Origin of the sequence: Mesorhizobium sp. LHD-90 (genome assembly GCF_030929505.1) — a bacterium.
In the GTDB taxonomy this organism is placed as follows: Bacteria; Pseudomonadota; Alphaproteobacteria; order Rhizobiales; family Rhizobiaceae; genus Kumtagia.
Genome location: NZ_JAVFVV010000008.1, coordinates 251118 through 269020 on the forward strand (window position 1 = coordinate 251118; position 17903 = coordinate 269020).

19 protein-coding genes are annotated in these 17903 nt (G+C 64.0%); 13 read left to right on the forward strand and 6 right to left on the reverse strand.

Features of this window, described 5'->3' with window-relative positions; translation table 11 throughout:
* Positions 1-265: 265 nt before the first annotated feature.
* Positions 266-589, forward strand: a complete 324-nt coding sequence (locus tag RB623_RS13695) for a YnfA family protein (RefSeq protein WP_308057398.1) — start codon at positions 266-268, stop codon at positions 587-589.
* A 2-nt stretch (positions 590-591) separates the two neighbouring features.
* A complete protein-coding gene (locus tag RB623_RS13700; RefSeq protein WP_308057399.1) occupies positions 592-1578 on the forward strand; it encodes a small ribosomal subunit Rsm22 family protein in 987 nt (328 codons plus the stop codon).
* Positions 1579-1589: 11 nt separating this feature from the next.
* Here RB623_RS13700 and RB623_RS13705 read toward each other — a convergent pair whose 3' ends face one another.
* Both RB623_RS13705 and RB623_RS13710 read right to left on the reverse strand, forming a co-directional pair.
* Positions 1590-2063: a nucleoside deaminase gene (locus RB623_RS13705; RefSeq protein ID WP_308057446.1), complete on the reverse strand. Its 474-nt coding sequence runs from the start codon at positions 2061-2063 to the stop codon at positions 1590-1592.
* A gap of 188 nt (positions 2064-2251) precedes the next feature.
* Positions 2252-3019, reverse strand: a complete 768-nt coding sequence (locus tag RB623_RS13710) for a prephenate dehydrogenase (RefSeq protein WP_308057400.1) — start codon at positions 3017-3019, stop codon at positions 2252-2254.
* Between the two features lie 506 nt (positions 3020-3525).
* Between RB623_RS13710 and RB623_RS13715 the strand changes: the two genes are divergently transcribed.
* Complete coding sequence (locus RB623_RS13715; protein ID WP_308057401.1) at positions 3526-5727, forward strand: calcium-binding protein; 2202 nt, start codon at positions 3526-3528, stop codon at positions 5725-5727.
* A 48-nt stretch (positions 5728-5775) separates the two neighbouring features.
* On the opposite strand, the gene RB623_RS13720 is transcribed toward RB623_RS13715, so the two are convergent.
* Together RB623_RS13720 and gcvA are read right to left on the reverse strand one after the other, a co-directional pair.
* A complete protein-coding gene (locus RB623_RS13720; protein WP_308057402.1) occupies positions 5776-6480 on the reverse strand; it encodes an HAD family hydrolase in 705 nt (234 codons plus the stop codon).
* A 59-nt stretch (positions 6481-6539) separates the two neighbouring features.
* Positions 6540-7466: a transcriptional regulator GcvA gene (gene gcvA, locus RB623_RS13725; RefSeq protein ID WP_308057403.1), complete on the reverse strand. Its 927-nt coding sequence runs from the start codon at positions 7464-7466 to the stop codon at positions 6540-6542.
* Positions 7467-7573: 107 nt separating this feature from the next.
* On the opposite strand from gcvA, the gene RB623_RS13730 reads away from it, so the two are divergent.
* On the forward strand, positions 7574-7804 hold the full coding sequence (locus tag RB623_RS13730; protein ID WP_308057404.1) for a DUF1127 domain-containing protein: 231 nt from the start codon (positions 7574-7576) through the stop codon (positions 7802-7804).
* Positions 7805-7825: 21 nt separating this feature from the next.
* Here RB623_RS13730 and RB623_RS13735 read toward each other — a convergent pair whose 3' ends face one another.
* Complete coding sequence (locus RB623_RS13735; protein WP_308057405.1) at positions 7826-8407, reverse strand: hypothetical protein; 582 nt, start codon at positions 8405-8407, stop codon at positions 7826-7828.
* 291 nt (positions 8408-8698) lie between these two features.
* On the opposite strand from RB623_RS13735, the gene RB623_RS13740 reads away from it, so the two are divergent.
* From RB623_RS13740 to RB623_RS13770, 7 genes are all read left to right on the forward strand, one after another.
* Positions 8699-10189: a replicative DNA helicase gene (locus RB623_RS13740; protein ID WP_308057406.1), complete on the forward strand. Its 1491-nt coding sequence runs from the start codon at positions 8699-8701 to the stop codon at positions 10187-10189.
* Positions 10190-10268: 79 nt separating this feature from the next.
* A complete protein-coding gene (locus tag RB623_RS13745) occupies positions 10269-10526 on the forward strand; it encodes a type II toxin-antitoxin system Phd/YefM family antitoxin (protein ID WP_308057407.1) in 258 nt (85 codons plus the stop codon).
* Positions 10527-10558: 32 nt separating this feature from the next.
* Positions 10559-10969: a hypothetical protein gene (locus tag RB623_RS13750; protein ID WP_308057408.1), complete on the forward strand. Its 411-nt coding sequence runs from the start codon at positions 10559-10561 to the stop codon at positions 10967-10969.
* Between the two features lie 3 nt (positions 10970-10972).
* The gene (radA, locus tag RB623_RS13755; RefSeq protein WP_308057409.1) at positions 10973-12367 is read left to right on the forward strand and encodes a DNA repair protein RadA; all 1395 of its coding nucleotides are present in this window, start codon (positions 10973-10975) and stop codon (positions 12365-12367) included.
* A gap of 61 nt (positions 12368-12428) precedes the next feature.
* Positions 12429-13100 carry a CvpA family protein gene (locus RB623_RS13760; protein ID WP_308057410.1) on the forward strand — a complete coding sequence of 224 codons (672 nt, stop codon included), beginning with the start codon at positions 12429-12431 and terminating at the stop codon, positions 13098-13100.
* 195 nt (positions 13101-13295) lie between these two features.
* Positions 13296-14765: an amidophosphoribosyltransferase gene (purF, locus tag RB623_RS13765; RefSeq protein ID WP_308057411.1), complete on the forward strand. Its 1470-nt coding sequence runs from the start codon at positions 13296-13298 to the stop codon at positions 14763-14765.
* A 341-nt stretch (positions 14766-15106) separates the two neighbouring features.
* The gene (locus tag RB623_RS13770) at positions 15107-15604 is read left to right on the forward strand and encodes an AAA family ATPase (protein WP_308057412.1); all 498 of its coding nucleotides are present in this window, start codon (positions 15107-15109) and stop codon (positions 15602-15604) included.
* Here the strand turns inward: RB623_RS13770 and RB623_RS13775 are convergent.
* Positions 15597-15914 (reverse strand): hypothetical protein, encoded by a 318-nt coding sequence (locus tag RB623_RS13775; protein ID WP_308057413.1) that lies wholly within the window; start codon positions 15912-15914, stop codon positions 15597-15599. The two genes, RB623_RS13770 and RB623_RS13775, sit on opposite strands and share 8 nt — an antisense overlap.
* Before the next feature lie 178 nt (positions 15915-16092).
* On the opposite strand from RB623_RS13775, the gene RB623_RS13780 reads away from it, so the two are divergent.
* Both RB623_RS13780 and RB623_RS13785 read left to right on the forward strand, forming a co-directional pair.
* Entirely contained in the window at positions 16093-16491 is a 399-nt protein-coding gene (locus tag RB623_RS13780) for a VOC family protein (RefSeq protein WP_308057414.1), read from the forward strand.
* Positions 16492-16942: 451 nt separating this feature from the next.
* Entirely contained in the window at positions 16943-17785 is an 843-nt protein-coding gene (locus tag RB623_RS13785) for a hypothetical protein (RefSeq protein WP_308057415.1), read from the forward strand.
* The last annotated feature ends 118 nt before the right edge of the window (positions 17786-17903 follow it).

Here is a 17903-nt window from a genome sequence, read left to right on the forward strand (position 1 = left end):
ATGAACTGCCTCGCGCCTTGCGGCTTCGACGAGGCCCACGTACTTCCAAGCATGTAAGGCAGTGATAGCATCGGTTCCGCGGCCAAAAAGGCACGAGCGGGCAAGAAGCTTCGAATCTTCGGCAAAACATTCCACGCAGGGCCGGCGGGACAGCCCAAGCGTTCGGCGAGCGGCCGCAACCGGGCTGCAACGGAGTGCGGCCGGCAAAACCCTTGAGCCCGCGGGCCGCTCCTGCCAGAAGAGGACGAAGCCACGGACCCCACCGATGAACTATGCGATATTCGCAGCCGCCGCCCTTGCCGAGATCGCCGGCTGCTTCGCCTTCTGGGCGTGGTGGCGGCTGGAAAAATCGCCGTTGTGGCTGGCGCCCGGCCTCCTGTCGCTCGTCGCCTTCGCCTGGCTGCTGACGCTGGCCGAGGCGGACGCCGCCGGCCGCGCTTACGCCGCCTATGGCGGCATCTACATCGCAGCGTCGCTCTGCTGGCTGTGGCTGGCGGAAGGCGTCCGCCCCGACCGCTGGGATCTCTTTGGCGCCGCGATCTGCATCGTCGGCGCCAGCGTGATCCTGTTCGCGCCGCGCGGCGCCTGAGGATGGAGCTTCCGCGCGCGCTGCGACAAGGCGTCGACCGGCTGCTCGAGAAGACGCCGCTGGCCGATCTGCAGCGAGCTTCCTCGCTACTGTCGTCGCGCTACCGCGCCGAACTGCGCGACGGACGCCTGCATCTCGACGGTGAACTCGCGGTGAAGTCGTATCTGGCCGCCCGCCTGCCCGCCACCTATGCGGCGATCCGCGCCAGCCTGGAAGCGGCGGCCGAACTGGTTCCTGATTTCGCGCCGAAAACCCTGCTCGACCTCGGCGCGGGGCCCGGCTCGGCGCTATGGGCGGCGCATGATCGCTGGCCGGAAATCGGCGATGCGGTGCTGGTGGAAGCGAGCGCCGCCGCGCGCAGTGTGGGCGGGACACTTTGCGCCGAGCTGCCGGCCGTCGCGGCGCGCTGGGTGGCCGGCGACGTGACGTCCGGCCTGCCCGACCTCAAGCCGGCCGACCTCGTCACGCTCTCCTACGTGCTCGACGAACTCGACCCGGCGCAACGCGGACCGCTGGTCGACCGTCTGTGGGCGCTGACCGCCGGCATACTGGTGATCGTCGAGCCGGGAACGCCGGCCGGCTGGCAAAGGATTCTCGCCGCACGCGGCCGGCTGATCGCCGCCGGGGCGCATCTCGTCGCGCCCTGTCCGCACGAACGCCCCTGCCCGCTGGCGCCGCCCGACTGGTGCCATTTTTCCCGCCGCGTCGCCCGCTCACGGCTGCACCGGCTGGCCAAGGGCGGCGACGTGCCGTGGGAGGACGAAAAGTACATTTTTGTCGCCGCCGCCCGGCAGCCAGTCCAGCCGCCGCAGGCGCGGGTGATCGCGCCGCCGCGCGGCGGCAAGGGGGTGGTGACCTTGAAGCTTTGCAAGGCGGATGGCGGTGCGGCCGAGCGCACCCTGAGCAAGCGCGACGGCGAGAATTTTCGCATCGCCCGGCGGCTGGACTGGAGCGATGCAGTGCAGCAGGATTTCGACAGCGGCAGCTAAGTGCCGAAGCTCTAAGCCTTGCCCAGATGCTTCGGCCAGAATTCCTGATGTATTTCGGCGGCTTCGTCTTCGAGGTCCGTCGGGCCAACGACAGCGACGATGCGCGCGCCGGTTTGCAACACCGCCCGGCTCGGCACGTTCAACCCGATCCCGGCAATCTCGCCAAGCCGCGCTTCGGAGCACGCAAACACCATGCGCCCGATGCCCGACCAGTAAATCGCCCCGGAGCACATCGCGCACGGCTCCGTGCTGGTGTAGAGCGTGCAGTCGGCGAGAAAAGCAGTGTCGTAGTGCCGCGCAGCCAGTTTAACCAGGTTCATCTCGGCGTGGTTCGTCATATCGTGGCCGGTGAAGACGCTGTTTTCGGCGCGCAGGATGACTTTGCCGTCCTTCACCAGCACCGAGCCAAACGGTTCGTCGCCGTGTTCCATCGCGGATCTCGAGAGCGCAATCGCCTCGCGCAAGAACGGCTCGTGGTTTTCCATCAGCGCCTCCCCCGAAAGCCAAAGCGAGATGATCTTGACTTGAATCAGAGGGATTTCCAAGGGCTGCACATCAGCTCCAAGTCTGCAAACCGTATCGCCACAACCGTCATTTTCTGGCTCTCATCAATGAGTCCTGAGCCAAGACTGTCCAGCTCCGGCTGAACCTCCGCAATGGGCCGGAAGCGGAGCTACACAGGTCCATCCGCGAGCTCGGCATCCAGCGCCGACGCAAGTTCGAAAAATCGCCTGCGGACGCCAGGCGAGTAGGGATTTGCACGCTCGATTGCCGCAAAGACCTCCGGCGCGTCGTGGCGGACCATGTTCACGGCCTCCAGCAACCGATCGAAGCTTTTGGTGGTCATGCGCTTCGGCAACGGCTCCATCTGCACCAGCACCTTTGCGATGAGATGCGTCAGCCCCTGGACCGTCGCCGCTTCGCGGTCATGGTCCTCAGGCGTGGTCATGATCACGTTCAATCGCAATTGATGCCGCAGGAACGCGGCCAGGCGAAAGCAGCGGCGGCCGCGGACCGGACATACGGCGATCTTCAATCCCGCGATGCCGTCGCGTGCGCTCTGCGGGCCGAACAGCGGGTGCGTCGCCACGATCTCGGCATGCTCGGGAATCCCGCGCTTCATGATGTCGGCCGGACCCAGTTTCACCGACCCCACGTCGAGCACGAGCGCTCCGGGCCGGATATGGGAAGCCACGGCATCGACGATCTCCCGCAGGCGTCCGACCGGCGTGGCAAGCACGACCACCGGGCAGCTCGCCGCCGTGTCAAGGTCGGTGAGCGCAACGCCAAGAGAATCGGCGATCGGCTGGAGGCCGGGGGCAGGATCATGGGCGCACAGCGCAAAGTACGGCCCAATGTGGCGGGCGATGAGCTGCCCAAAGGCGCCGAAGCCTATGATGCCGATTGTGGAGCCTGGCGTGATATCGCTGTCGTTTGGCATGGACTGACCTCAAAAAGGCTGCGAAGCCAGAGGCGTCCTGCTTGAACTCAACCGCTGGCGAGGCAGCGGTTGAACAACAAAGCACACCCGCCGCTATGAAAGCGGGGCGTAATACTGTGCGGCGGCGAAGAGTGCTTTCTTCATGCCGGGGCCTATAGGCGCCAGCGGATGGAATGTCAATTTATGTCGGCTTGGGGGGAAAGGCGGCCATCCGCGTCAGCCCTCATTCTCGCGTAGCGCCGCACGCCCAGTCGCTTTGGTCCGGCGATCCTTTTGCATCCCGACGATGGAACATCTGAGCCAGAGGAGAGAACTGGCCACACCACAAATTGCATAGGCCTTGCCCACAAAAGGCTGACTTGTGGGCTCGGCCAAGTTCGGGCAGGATTATCGTCCGGTCTGGGCAGGTGGGCGACCGTCAATCAACGTCCGGCGAGAGCTTCGACGTTGCCGGCAGCACATCTTGGTCTTGCAACTATCCAAACGCGACCTTGAGGGAGTTCGTCGTGGCGACTTTTACTGTGACCAATACCAACGATTCTGGAGCCGGCTCGCTGCGCGAGGCGATCGGCCTGGCCAACGCCAATGCCGACCCGGACACCATCAAGTTTGCCTCCGCGCTTACCGGGCAGACGATCGCGCTGACGACACTCCGCCTCGACGTCTCGACCGATATCACCATCGACGGCGACGTGAACGGAGACGACAAGGCCGACATCACGATTTCGGGCAGCGACGCCTTCCAGATCTTCAATATCACCGGAGGTTCAACGGACGTCACGCTGGCAAGCCTCGATCTGACCAAGGGTCGCGATAGCGGTAGCCCGGGCGCGGCTGTTGCTTGTAATGGCGGAACTCTGACCGTGGTCGACAGCACGATCTCGGACAACCATGCCGCCTCCAACGGCGGCGGCATTGGAGTGTTGTCCGGCACGCTGGCGGTCGTCAACTCCACGATCTCCGGCAACACGGCGCAGTCAGCCGGCGGCGGCGTGTATGTCGCCGCTGGTGGTCAAGCCAGCTTCGTGAACGCAACCATCGTCGACAATAGCGCCAAGAGCGGCGGCGGCATCTTAGCCCTCGATCCTGTCAACGAGCTGACGATCCGGAGCAGCACCATTGCGGGCAACAGCGCCAGCGAGTCAGGCGGTGGGCTGTATTCGGTTAGCACCGTCCCCATCAGCAACTCCGTCATCGCCGGCAACACGGCGCCGACCGACGCGGATGTCTATGGCGGAGCTGGCTTGATTTACGCCGATCATAGTTACTTCGGCACGACAATCTCAGGCTACACGGACAAGGGCGGCAGCATCAACGGCGGCGGCAACCCGCTGCTGGGCGGTTTGCTCGACAATGGCGGCACGGTGCTGACGCTCTCGCCGCTCGACGGCTCGCCGCTGATCGGCGCGGGCGGCAACGCCGGCCTGCCGGCCGACAGCTTCGACATCGATGGCGACGGCGACACTACGGAGCCCCTGCCGCTCGATGCGCGCGGCGGGACGCGCGTGGTCGGCGGCACGGTCGACATCGGCGCCGTCGAGCAGATCGTCGACGAGACCATCGGCGGCACGGCGGCGGCCGACACCATCGTCGGCGGATTGGGCAACGACGTGCTCCGTGGTGGCGCGGGGGGCGACACGATTGACGGGGGGGTGGGCATCGACACCGCGGACTATTCGGGTTCCGCGCTCGGCGTCAGTGTCAATCTTAACCTCGCCATACCTCAGATTTCTGCCGGGGATGCAAAGGACGACGTTCTGACCGGAATTGAAAACATCAGAGGTGGCGGGTTGGCTGACGTGCTGACAGGTGACTTTGGGGACAATGTGATCGACGGCCGCGCTGGCGCGGACATTTTGAGGGGTTTCGGTGGCGACGATCTCTTCTACGTCGACAATATGGGCGACATGGTTCTCGAAACAGCCGGCGAGGGCTTCGACCAGGTCGCAGCGCGAGGTGACTATACGCTCGGTGCCGGCCAGGACATCGAATGGCTCAACACCACCAATGCTGGTGCGGTGCGCAACATCGACCTGAAAGGCAATGAACTTGCCCAGACGATCGTTGGCAACAACGGCAACAACTGGCTTCACGACGGCGGTGTCGGCGGCGGCGATAGGCTTTGGGGTGGCGGGGGCAACGACTATTACACGGTCTATAATTCAACTGCCATCATTGTCGAAGGCAAAGGCCAGGGCGGCTTCGACCGTGTGGCCGCAGGGGTAAACTATACGCTCGGCGCAGGCGTCCAGGTCGAGTCGCTTCGCACCACCAGCCAGCATGCCGCCTACAGCATAAACCTCACCGGCAACGAGTTCGGCCAGCAGATCATCGGCAACGACGGCAACAACCGGCTGGATGGCAAGGGCGGCAGCGATACCATCCAGACCGGCCTCGGCAACGACACCGTGGTGTTCTCGGCCGCCCTTGACGGTAGTGCCGACACAATCACCGACTTCATCGTCTCCGACGATCAGATTGCACTGGACGACTTTGTATTCACGGCGCTTGGCGTCGGCGCGCTCGATGCATCCGCTTTCAAGGACGTCGCCCTTGCGCCGATGGATGCCGACGATCGCATCATCTACAACTCGAATACCGGATCGTTGTTCTATGACGCAGACGGGCTTGGCGGCGCGGCGGAAGTCAAGTTCGCGTCCGTCTCGATCGGCATTTCTCTGACCGCTGCCGATTTCGTGGTGATCTAGAAGGCTGCTGAGCAAGGCGTGTCTGGGGGCGAAAGCGGACATTCAAGCTCAGACGCCCTCGATCTTCTCCAGCAGTGCCGGCAATTCGCCGAGATGCGCGAGCTCGCGAAAACGCGCGTCTCCCGCCGGCGGCTCGACATGTTCAAGAACCCAGGTCAGCGGATGCGGCACGAACACGCCCCAGCTTCCGGCCCGGATCGCCGGCACCACGTCGGATTTCAGCGAGTTGCCGATCATCATCGCATGTTCGGCGCCGTCGCCGTGGCGGGCGAAGATGCGCTGGTAGGTGGCGGCCGACTTGTCGCTGACGATCTCCACCGCATCGAAAAAATCGCCCAGCCCGGACTGCGCCAATTTTCGTTCCTGGTCGAACAGGTCGCCCTTGGTGATCAGCACGATGCGGTATCGGCCCGCCAGCCCTGCAAGCGTGTCGGCCGCATGCGGCAAGGTCTCGACCGGATGCGACAGCATTTCGCGGCCGGCGTCGAGGATCTGGCCGATGACGGCGGCAGGCACTTTTCCATCGGTCACCTCGACCGCCGTCTCGATCATCGACAGCGTAAAGCCCTTTATGCCGAAGCCGTAGTGCGCAAGATTGCGTTTCTCCGCTGCGAGCAGCCGTTCAGCAAGATCCTTCGGCTCGGCGAAATCGGCCAGCAGCGCCTGGAACCGCTCCTCCGTCAGCCGGAAGAACTGCTCGTTCTGCCACAGCGTGTCGTCGGCATCGAAGCCTATGGTGGTCGGGGCGGGCATGGTCGCACCTCGTTCGTGCCGCAACGGGCTACCGCACCTTGGCCGTGGCGCGCAACCGGCTACGCACCCGACGGCGTCAGGCGCGCCTCCTCGAGAATCCAGTCGCGGAAGGCGACGATGCGCGGGTCGTCGGCGACCGCTGCCGGATAGGCCAGATGATAGGCATATTCCGGCCTCACCTTGATGCCGAGGTCGAAGGGCCGCACCAGCCGCCCCTCCGACAGGTCGTTTGCCACCATCGAGAAATCGCACAGCGCGACCACATTACCCTCGACCGCCGCCTGGATGACGAAGGATGAATCGGTGAAGAGCAGGCAGCGGCTGTCATCAAAATCCTCGACGCCGGCGGCCGCCATCCACATGCGCCAGTTCGGCCAGGTGACGCCCTGCCGCGACCATTCGATGTGGACCAGCGTGTGTTGCAGAAGGTCGCGCGGCTTCTCCAGCGGCGGCCCGGATTTCAGCAGGCGCGGGCTGCACACCGGGAAAATGACGTTGTCGAACAGCCGGTGCGTGGCGACGCCCGGATATCGTCCGGTGCCGAAGCGGATCGCGACATCCACGTCGTCCTGGTCGAAGTCGCGCAGGTCGGAGGAGATGTCGAAACGTAGGTCGATGCCCGGGCACTGGCCGCGAAACCGGTCGAGCCGCGGCACCATCCATTTTGAGGCGAAGGTGCCGTCCATGGTCAGCTTGAGCTGGGCGATGCCGCGCGCCAGTTTTTTCGCCCGCGCCACCGCGCTCGCCAAGCCCTCCAGCGCCTCGGCCGCCGCCTCGTGGAACACGGCGCCCGCCTCGGTGAGACGGATGCTGCGGCTGCTGCGGATGAACAGCGCCATGCCGAGCTGGTCCTCGGTCTCCTTGATCTGGTGGCTGACAGCGGCCGGGGTCAGGCCGAGTTCTTCCGCCGCGCGCGAAAAATTCAGGTGACGGCTGGCGGCGTCGAACACCTTCAGAGCGCGTGTGCCGGGAATGTGGAGCGCCATCGATCTTCAAATGAAATTTGCAGATGCGGCAAATATTGCTCGTTTTTCGTTTCTATTTCAATCGCCTATCTAAAAGGTACCAAATAGCTCTTGAAAAGGCATTTCAAATGTCCGCCCTTACCGTCACAACCGGCCGGCACCGCGATTCCAGCCTGTCGACGCTGGCCTTGCGCCTGCTCGAATTCCTGCACGCGAAAATCTCCCGGCGCCAGGCGATCGAGGAGCTGGAAAAACTCTCCGACCACGATCTGCAGGATGTCGGACTGGAACGCCGCGACATTGCGGCGGCAATCGACGGCGAGATGAACCGGATCAGTCTGCGCACGCTGGGCCGGTAGCCCGTCACCGCCGCAACGGCGTCAGGGTTTTGCCGGCGTCACGATCTCGTAGGTGCAGGCGAAGGATGCCGCCGCTATGCGGTAGGTATCGCTCGTATCGGTCGGAACCTGCACGATGGCGTCGCCGGGCTTTGCCGTCATTGCCTCGCCCCACGGTGCGGTGAAGCTGAATTCACCGATCTCGGCGGGCACGATGAAATAGCCCATGTCCGAGCCTTTCGGCGCGAAGGCGCGCCAGCCTTGCTCGTCAGGCTCGGACTGCGCCTCGCCATAGCGGGTCGGGAATTTCGCGGCCTTGACCAGAATCTCCTCGTTGCCGGTTTCCGGGCAGCGGTTGCGCACCACCCAGTCGCCTTCTTCCGCGGGTTTGGATCTTGTCTCCGCACCCTCGCCCTTGATGATGGTGACGATCACCTCGCCCGGCCTAGCCGGCCGGGCATCGACGGGTCTGGTCTTGCGGGCAATTCCGGTCCGAGCCTCGGCCTTCGCCTTTTCGAACAGCTCGATCTGGTTTCTTTCGGTCGTCGCGCCATAGGCATGGGGAGCGGTCGCCAACCCCGCCGCGACAAAAACGGAAAGCAGAACGGACTGTGCGGTTGCCATTTGCTCGCCCTCGATTGAACCCGGCACATCATAAACACGAAGCCTTGCCAAGCCAATGTGGCGGCCGGTTGAAGCGAATCTGGACCGCATTGATGTTCTTGATATGTTCGGGTTGAACTGCTAGCTTCGACGGATAGGAGTCAAGTCGATTCCGGTTGCTGAAAAACTGTCCTGTGGATCGTTTGCGGGCCCTGTGGACCGTGGGATCAAAGGTGCAAGGGTGGGCCGCCTGCAATTGACTCACCGCCATCCCCTTCTGCTACCGAATGGCGGGCTGGATTCGAGGACAAGATGGCAGAGGCAGCACGCAAGCTCAGCGTGGCGGAGACGCCGCTTTACCGGGAGGCGCCGAACAATATCGAGGCCGAGCAGGCGCTGCTCGGCGCCATTCTGGTCAACAACGACGCCTTCTACCGCGTCTCCGACTTCCTCAAGTCGGCGCATTTCTACGAGCCGCTGCACCGCAAGATTTTCGAGGTGGCGGGCGAACTGATCCGGATGGGCAAGATGGCCAATCCGGTGACCATGAAGACATTTTTGCCGGCCGACGAGAAGGTCGGCGACATGACGGTGGCGCACTATCTGGCGCGGCTGGCGGCGGAGGCCGTCACCGTCATCAACGCCGCAGACTACGGCCGCGCCATCTACGATCTCGCCACCCGCCGCGCGCTGATCACGGTGGGCGAGGACATGGTCAACATCGCCTATGACGCGCCGGTCGACATGTCGCCGCAGTCGCAGATCGAGGACGCCGAGCGGCGGCTGTTCGAGCTTGCGGAAACCGGCCGCTACGACGGCGGCTTCGAGAGTTTTTCCGACGCCATCAAGACGGCGATCGACATGGCCAGCGCCGCCTATATGCGCGACGGCCACCTCTCCGGCATCGCCACCGGCCTGCGCGACCTCGACAGCCGCATGGGCGGGCTGCAACCCTCCGACCTGATCGTGCTGGCGGGACGCCCCGGCATGGGCAAGACTTCGCTGGTCACCAACATCGCCTTCAACGTCGCCCATGCCTACGAGCCGGCGCAGCAGGCCGACGGTTCGTTCAAGGCGGCGAACGGCGGCGTCGTCGGTTTCTTCTCGCTCGAAATGTCGTCGGAACAGCTCGCCACCCGCATCATCTCCGAGCAGGCGGAGGTCCCCTCCTCCAAAATCCGCCGCGGCGACCTGACCGAGACCGATTTCGAAAAACTGGTCGGCTGCACGCAGATGCTGCAGAAAATCCCGCTGTTCATCGATTCGACCGGCGGCATCTCGATCGCCCAGCTCGCGGCGCGCGCCAGGCGGCTGAAGCGCCAGCGCGGGCTCGACGTTATCGTCATCGACTATATCCAGCTCATGACCGGCTCATCGAAGCGCGCCAGCGAGAACCGCGTGCAGGAAATCACCGAGATCACCACCGGGCTGAAGGCGCTGGCCAAGGAACTCGCCGTGCCGATCATCGCGCTGTCGCAGCTTTCCCGACAGGTGGAGAGCCGCGAGGACAAGCGGCCGCAGCTTTCGGACCTGCGCGAATCGGGCTCGATCGAACAGGACGCCGACGTGGTCATCTTCGTCTATCGCGAGGAATATTATCTCAAGAACAAGGAACCGAAGCCCGGAACCGACGAATACATCAAATGGGAAGGCGCAATGAACGATGCGCGCGGCAAGGCCGAGGTCATCGTCGCCAAGCAGCGCCACGGGCCGACGGGCACCGTGTCGCTGGCCTTCACCGGCGAATACACGCGCTTCTCCGACCTGGCCGAGGAGCATCATCTGCCGGAGAGGTATGAGTGAGCGGCGGTATCGCTCTGGAAAAAATCCGCATTCCATGCAATATATGCAACATGCATGAGGTGCATGAAAGGACGCGGACATGATCAAGGTCAGCTCGGCGGAATTCCAGCGCAACATCGGTCGCTACCAGGACATGGCCCTGACGCAGCCGGTTTTTGTCACGCGCAATGGGCGGGAACGGACGGTAACGGTCTCGGTCGAGGAGTATCGCCGGCTGAAGCGGCGGGATCGAGAAGTGCTGGGGCTGGACGATTTTACCGAAGAGATGATCGCGGCAATAGAGGCCAGCGAGCCCTCGCCGGAAGCCGAAGCCTTCAATCATGAATACAAAGGCTGATTTTGGCGCCCCTTCCGAAGCCGGTTCCAGGATTGGTCATTCGCTACAGCTATCTGTGGGCAAATGAACATGACGCCGGCCGGGAAGAGGGCCGCAAAGACAGGCCTTGCGCAATAATCGTGTCGGTCGAGACCGACGAAGGCACGACATCCGTTGTCGTGCTGCCGATATCGCATAGCCCGCCGGCGGGCGGCGTGCCCGCGATCGAAATCCCGCTGGACACCAAACGCCGTCTCGGGCTGGACGACGAGCGATCCTGGGTCGTTCTATCGGAAGCCAACCAATTCGTCTGGCCCGGTTTTGACCTGCGTTTCTCAAAACCGGGCGATGCATCGAGCGTTGCTTACGGCGAAATGCCCGCGAACTTCTTCCGCGATCTGCGTGCTGCTTTCGTCAAGGTGCTCCGCGAAAAGCGCGCGCGTCTGGTCTCCAGGACCCAATAATCAATGCCCAAACCCCGCATCCAGTTCATCTGCCAGGCCTGCGGCAACGTCACCTCGCGCTGGGCCGGCAAATGCGAAGCCTGCGGCGAGTGGAACACGCTCGTCGAGGAAGGCACGGCCGGCGGCATCGGCAGCGGCCCTTCCTCCCTGCGCTCGGCGCGAAAGGGCCGCGCCGTGGCGCTCACCTCGCTGTCGGGCGACATCGAGGACGCACCGCGCATCGCCAGCGGCATTTCGGAACTCGACCGCGCCACCGGCGGCGGTTTCGTGCGCGGCTCGGCGCTGCTGGTCGGCGGCGATCCCGGCATCGGAAAATCGACGCTGCTGACCCAGGCCGCCGCTGCGCTGGCGAGCAAGGGCCATCGCATCGTCTATGTCTCGGGCGAGGAGGCCGTCGCGCAGATCAGGCTGCGCGCCCAGCGCCTCGGCGTCGCCAATTCGTCGGTGGAACTCGCGGCCGAGACCAATGTCGAGGACATTCTGGCCACCATCGCCGATGGTCGCCGGCCGGACCTCGTCATCCTCGATTCGATCCAGACGCTGTGGACAGACGTCGCCGATTCGGCGCCGGGCACGGTGACGCAGGTGCGCGCCGCCGCGCAGACGCTGATCCGCTATGCGAAATCGACGGGTGCTGCGATCGTGCTGGTCGGCCACGTCACCAAGGAGGGCCAGATCGCCGGTCCGCGCGTGGTCGAGCACATGGTCGACGCCGTGCTCTATTTCGAGGGCGAAGGCGGCCACCACTACCGCATCCTGCGCACGGTGAAGAACCGATTTGGGCCCACCGACGAGATCGGCGTGTTCGAGATGTCGGACAAGGGGTTGCGCGAGGTTTCGAACCCTTCGGAATTGTTCCTCGGCGAGCGGCATGCCGCGGCGCCCGGCGCCGCGGTGTTCGCGGGCATGGAGGGCACGCGGCCGGTGCTGGTGGAAATCCAGGCGCTGGTGGCGCCGTCCTCGCTCGGCACGCCGCGCCGCGCGGTCGTCGGCTGGGACGGGGCGCGGCTCGCCATGGTGTTGGCCGTGCTGGAGGCGCATTGCGGCGTGCGCTTCGGCACGCACGACGTCTATCTGAACGTGGCCGGCGGCTACCGGATCTCCGAGCCGGCCGCCGATCTCGCGGTGGCGGCGGCGCTGGTGTCGTCCCTGACCGGCCTTGCCCTTCCCGCCGATTGCGTCTATTTCGGCGAAATCAGCCTTTCGGGTGCAATCAGGCCGGTTGCGCATGCGCAGCAGCGTCTGAAGGAAGCGGAAAAGCTGGGCTTTGGACAGGCGGTCCTGCCGCGCGGCAGCGATGAACAGAACGGCGCGAATGCCGGCATGTTCCAGCCGGCGACGCTGGCGGATCTGGTCGTGCGGATCGCCGGCTCACTGCGGCGCGACGCGGAAGACTGAATGGAAACGCCAGGCCCGCAGGCGGGGCGGCAGGCGCGAGGGGCCATGAAGTGGGGAATGAATGCCGATAACGCTGCTTGACGGAATTCTCGTCGGCTTCACGCTCGTTTCCGCGATGCTCGCCATGGTCCGCGGCTTCTCCCGCGAGGTCCTGTCGATCGTGTCATGGCTTGTGGCGGCTGCCGCCGCCTATTTCTTCTACAAGCCGGTCCTGCCCTATGTGCAGCCCTACATCGACAACGAGCAGTTCGCCATGGCGGCGGCGGCCGGCATCGTGTTCGTGGTGGCGCTGATCATCGTGTCGCTAATCACCATGAAGATCGCCGACCTGATCGTCGATTCGCGCATCGGCGCGCTCGACCGTACGCTCGGCTTCGTCTACGGCGCGGCGCGCGGCGTGCTGGTGGTTGCGGTTGCCCTGCTGCTGTTCAATTGGCTGGTCGGCAGCCAGAAGCCGCCGGCGGTCGCCAACGCCAAGTCGCTGCCGATGCTGGAAAGCATCGGCACATGGATCGAAGGCATGCTGGCGAAGCTGCCGGACAATCCGCAGGATTCGATCCTGAAGAAAATCGTCCCCGACGAAGGCGAACCCGGCGCGCCGCAGCCAGAAGCTCCGGCAACAGATGCGCCGGCGGAAAATCCGCCCGCCGAAACGCCGCCGGCCGACGCGGGCCCGGCGGACGCTCCACCCTCGGAAGCGGCCCCGACCGAGACGCCTCCGGCCAACAATTAGCGGCTCGCCGCTCGGCTTCTTCTTGACGGCACCAACCGCGTTGCCGTCCGGATCCGCCGGCACCGCATAGCTGGTGCTCGGCGGGCCCTGCCCTCCTCGTGCCTTGGGTGTGGTGCACTGCGATAAAATGCCGGTGGTATTGCCCGGGGCGTTGCCCTATATGACGGTTTTCCGACAGCAAGGTGGCGTTCCCCGATGGCAGACGCATCCTCTTTCCTCGCCGCCGAGGCCGACGATCATTTCCACGACGAATGCGGGGTGTTCGGCATCCTCGGGCGGCAGGACGCGGCGGCGATCGTCACGCTCGGCCTGCACGCGCTGCAGCATCGCGGCCAGGAGGCGGCGGGCATCGTCTCCTTCGACGGCACGCAGTTCCATGTCGAGCGCCATGTCGGCCTGATCGGCGACACTTTTACCAAACAGTCCGTCATCGACCGGCTGCCCGGCAGCCGCGCCATTGGCCACACGCGCTACGCCACCACCGGCGGCGCCGGCCTGCGCAACGTCCAGCCCTTTTTCGCCGAACTGGCGGAAGGCGGCCTCGCCATCGCCCACAACGGCAACATCACCAACGCCATGACCGTGCAGCGCGTGCTGCAGAAACAGGGCGCGATCTTCTCGTCGACCTCGGACACGGAGACGATCCTGCACCTCGTCGCCACCAGCAAGGAACGCGACACCAATTCGCGCTTCATCGAGGCGATCAAGCAACTCGAGGGTGCGTTCTCGCTGGTGGCGCTGACCGCCAAGAAGATGATCGGCTGCCGCGATCCGCTCGGCATCAGGCCGCTGGTGCTGGGCGACCTCGACGGCTCGTGGATCCTGGCTTCCGAGACCTGCGCGCTCGACATCATCGGCGCGCGTTTCGTGCGCGACCTGAAGCCCGGCGAGATGGTGGTCATCACCTCCAAGGGCATCGAGAGCATCTTTCCGTTCGAGCCGCAGAAACCGCGCTTCTGCGTCTTCGAATATGTCTATTTCGCCCGGCCGGATTCCTCGGTCGAGGGCCGCAACGTCTACGATGTGCGCAAGCGCATCGGCGCGGAGTTGGCGCTGGAGAGCCCGGTCGAGGCCGACATCGTCGTGCCGGTGCCGGATTCCGGCACGCCCGCCGCGATCGGCTTCAGCCAAGCCGCCGGCATCCCGTTCGAGCTCGGCATCATCCGCAACCACTATGTCGGCCGCACCTTCATCGCGCCGGGCGATTCGATCCGCCACATGGGCGTGAAGCTCAAGCACAACGCCAACCGGAAAATGATCGAGGGCAAGCGTGTGGTGCTGGTCGACGATTCGATCGTGCGCGGCACCACCAGCCAGAAGATCGTGCAGATGGTGCGCGACGCCGGCGCGCGCGAAGTGCATATGCGCATCGCCTCGCCGCCGACCCGCGCCTCCTGCTTCTACGGCGTCGACACGCCGGAAAAGGCAAAACTCTTGGCGTCGCGCATGACGGTCGAGGAGATGGCGAGCTTCATCCGCGTCGATTCGCTGGGCTTCCTGTCGCTCGACGGGCTTTACCGAGCCGTCGGGGAACCCGGCCGCGACAACGAGCAGCCGCAATTCTGCGACGCCTGTTTCTCCAACGAATATCCGACGCGGCTGCTCGACTTCGAAGGCCACGACAATGTGCGCACCCTGTCGCTGCTGGCGACCGGCGGGCAGTAGAACAGCGGCAGTATCGTTTGCCACGATGTTTGCCCTTGGCAATGTGTTAGTCGCTTGAATCCATTGACGTCAGATTCGGGCTGAGCCAGCTTTTTTACCCTTTCTACCAAGGAATTTGTCATTGCCGGGCGGAGCGTCCGCAAAGGGTGGAAAGCGGTCAGGCAGCTATTCGTTGGAAGCAGCGCAAAGCTGCCGTCTTGACCTCCCAGTAACGCTGCTTCTACAAGTAGGATATGGCAACAAACCTCTGATTAGCCGCGCCCAGCGGCATTGAGCGAAGCATAGTCACGCACAAATGCGGGACAGCTTCCATTTGCCATAGCCCAATCAGAGATTTTTGAATGGCCACGCTCCACCTTACTTGCGGTCTTCCCGGTTCCGGGAAAACGTCGCTGGCCAAGATCATTGAACGGGAAGCGTCTGCCCTGCGTCTCACCGGAGACGACTGGATGCACATGCTCTACCCCGGTGTTTCCACTCCGGAAGCCGAAACTGGTCCGTGTCGGGGTCGCATTGAGGGCTTGCAATGGCAGATCGCTCTGCGTGCCCTGAAGCTCGGCTGCAACGTCGTGGTCGATTGGGGAGTATGGTCACGGGCGGAACGTGATATCTGCAGGGAGCAAGCCCGTGCGGCTGGTGCGAAGGTCATGCTCTGCTTCCTCGATGTTCCCTTTGAGGAGCTTTGGGACCGGGTCTCCCGAAGAAACGCCGTGCTTCCTGCGGGCACATTCAACATCTCCCGAACAGACCTGCTAAGGTGGTCGAAGCTGTTCGAGCCACCCACCGCGGAAGAGATGGCGCTTTACGATGGGCCAGCTCACCCTAAGTCCTTCACCTGACCAACGGCAGCTTTCTGGCGGTCGCGCATATGTTGCGAAGGTCCGGCATGGGTCTAAACACGACGTTCATCTGAAATCCGGGGACAGTTTTATTACTCAATTCCTGTCGAGCGCTGCCGTGGCGGCCGGGCTTGAACCCGGAATTGAGTAACTGTCCCCGGGATTTCCAGCGCGAAAAAGGGGATGGAATTTTCGTCCCACCGGAAAATTTTCTCGAGAGCACGCCGGAAGATGCCGCCAAGCCCTTGTTTTTGCTGACGCCGCCTTTTCCCGCCCGACGCCGTGGAACGCCGTCGGATACGATTTTCATCTCCCTCTCCAAAACCATGCCTCATACTCTTCGCCGGTGCGGCGCAGAATCTGGATGAGCTGAAAGAGACGATCGGCTTTGCGCATATGCTGACTCCTGCTGCCACAATGGTGGCAACAGCGGTGTGAGACAAGCTTCGTGCCGAGCGGCAAAGGGGCCGCCATCGAAGGAGACAAATGTGAAATTGGCATCAGTGCGCATCATCGCCGGCAACATCAAGCAGATGGTAGCCTTCTACGAAATGGTCACCGGCGTGAAAGCGCAGTGGCTGGCGCCGGTCTTTGCGGAACTGGTCCTGCCTGGCGCCGTCCTGGCGATAGGATCGGTCGATACCGTGCCACTCTGGCAAGCCGGCAGCTCCGAGCCCGGAGCGAACCGCACGTTGTTTCTCGAGTTTCAGGTCGAGGATATCGAAGCGGACTATGCGCGCCTCAAGGACCAGGTCCCGTTGGTGCATGAACTCAAGACCATGCCCTGGGGCAATGAGACCTTTCAGTTCCGAGACCCCGAGGGTAATGCCATCTCGCTCTATATGCCGGCAACGGAAGAGGCCAAGAGACGGTTTGCAGGCCGATGAACTGAATGGGCGAGAAGCTTCGAGACCGAAACGCTATCGCGCCGATCGAGCCAAGAATTCATGGCTCGCGAATGGCAGCTTGCAGCCTTTCACGTCCGATGTACGAGTGGCGGGTCGAGACACGACGTTCATCTGAAATCCGGGGACAGTTTTGTTACTCAATTCCTGTGGAGCGCTGCCGTCGCGGCCGGGCTTGAACCCGGAATTGAGTGACTGTCCCCGGGATTTCCAGCGCGAAAAAGGGGATGGAATTTTCGTCCCATCGGAAAATTTTCTGGAGAGCACGCCGGCATATGCCGCCAAGTCCTTGCTTTTGCTGACCCCGCATTTTCCCGCCTGACGCGCGGACCACCGTCGGATACGATTTTCATCCCCCTCCCCAAAACCCTGCCTCATACTCTTCGCCGGTTTCCCTTACGAGAGGCCGTGATGGCGAAAGGGAGGGGTGGCGATGGAGAAAAGTCCGGCAATCGACAAGAACTGGGAAGCGTTGAAGCGCCTGCTGGCCATGCTCGTCGGCATGGCCGAGATGGCAGGCGGCGGCTCCACCCTGCCCCGCCATCTCCACCGCGCCATCCTCAAACTGCTGCGGCCGGCCGAGTCGGCGGCGCGGCGGCTGATCATCGCGGCGGCGCGGGGTCTGGTCGTGATCCTGCCGCCGCTTCGCCCACGCAAACCGAAGCCGAAGAAGCCAAAGCCGACATCCATCTTCGTGCGCGACGGCATTGGCACCGGCATCGTGCTGCGGCCCGGCGCGCCGATGCCGGCCCATCTGGCCCATCTCGTTCCTCGCAAGCCTGCCCAGCGCGCCAAAAACCTGTCGCTGCTCGATCCGCTCAAAAATCCGTTCCGCATCCACCGCCGCCATGTGCCGGCACGCAGCGTGCCGCGCATTTCGGGGCTCGATTTCAACGCACCGTACCGCCCCCTGCCTGCCCCGCCGTCGCCCGATGATCCGGTCGACGCGGCGCGTCTCGGCCAGCGGCTGGAAGCGCTGGGCCGCGCGCTCGACGACCTGCCGGGCGAGGCACAACGCTTCGCCCGCTGGAAGGCACGCAACGACGCCGCACGTGCGCGGGACAGGCAAGCCCGCGCCGCAGGCGGCGAACAAGCTTCCGGCGCGGTCCGGTTCCGGCGCGTCTCGCCGCTGCGGCGCGGGCGTCCGCCCGGCGGACGGCTGTCGCGCTACGACCCGACCGCCACCCATCCGCGCAACATCCGCGAGATCGACGAGATTCTGGCGCACGCCCATGCGCTCGCCGTCTACGCGCTGGAAACGCCCGACACGTCATGACGGCGCCGCCCAAGCGGGCAGATCCCGAAAGACGAAGCTTTCCAGCGGGCTCAATGGTCAGACGGAATAAAATCCGGGCGTGGCGACGATCCGTGCTGCCCGCCAGGAACGATGCGTG